The following is an 879-nucleotide window of genomic DNA, read 5'->3' on the forward strand; positions in this document are numbered from 1 at the left end:
TTGTTTGAGCAGGATAGCGACGGCGCGATGCAGCAAGCGATGAATGAGCTTGTGGATGGTGAAATGCAGAGCTTTAAGTCCAACGGAGGAGCATATACGCGCAAGCACTTTTTCGGACGTTATCCTGAGCTGGCTAAAATTGGTGAGTCTTATACAGATGAAGACATTGAGCAGTTAAACCGCGGTGGCCATGATCCGTATAAGGTTTATGCTGCATACCACAAAGCGGTTCATCACAAGGGCCAGCCAACAGTTATCTTGGCGCATACTGTGAAAGGTTATGGTTTTGGGAAGGTCGGAGAAGCGACGAACACCACACATTCGCTTAAAAAACTGGACGAGGAATCGTTAAGGTCTTTCAGGGATCGTTTTGGTGTTCCAATCGGCGACGATAAAATCGCAGAAGTACCATATTACAGGCCTGCGCCAGACAGTCCCGAAGCCATCTATATGAAGCGCCGTCGAGAAGAGCTTGGCGGTTTCTATCCCAAGCGTCGTCAGCGAAGCGCGCCTTTAACGGCTCCTTCTCTGGATCTTTTCCAGGCTCAGCTAGATGGCTCTGGAGACAGAGAAATTTCAACCACTATGGCATTTGTTCGAATGCTGTCATCGCTCACAAAAGATAAGAGAATTGGAAAGCGCGTAGTACCCATCGTGCCGGATGAGGCGAGAACATTTGGCATGGAGGGGATGTTTCGTCAGCTTGGAATTTATACCTCTGAAGGCCAAAAGTATGTCCCCAATGATCGCGACCAGGTCATGTACTATAGAGAAGATCAGGCTGGTCAGATTTTGGAAGAGGGTATCAATGAAGCGGGTGCTATGGCTGCATGGATTGCCTGTGCCACCTCCTACAGTGTGCATGACTACCCATTGATT

The 879-nt window shown here is 48.8% G+C and carries 1 pseudogene; it reads left to right on the forward strand.

The annotated features are described in order from the left end of the window. Positions 1 to 879: pseudogene (gene aceE / locus A3750_RS11765) on the forward strand (pyruvate dehydrogenase (acetyl-transferring), homodimeric type); the annotation flags it as partial.

This window comes from Oleiphilus sp. HI0079, assembly GCF_001635105.1.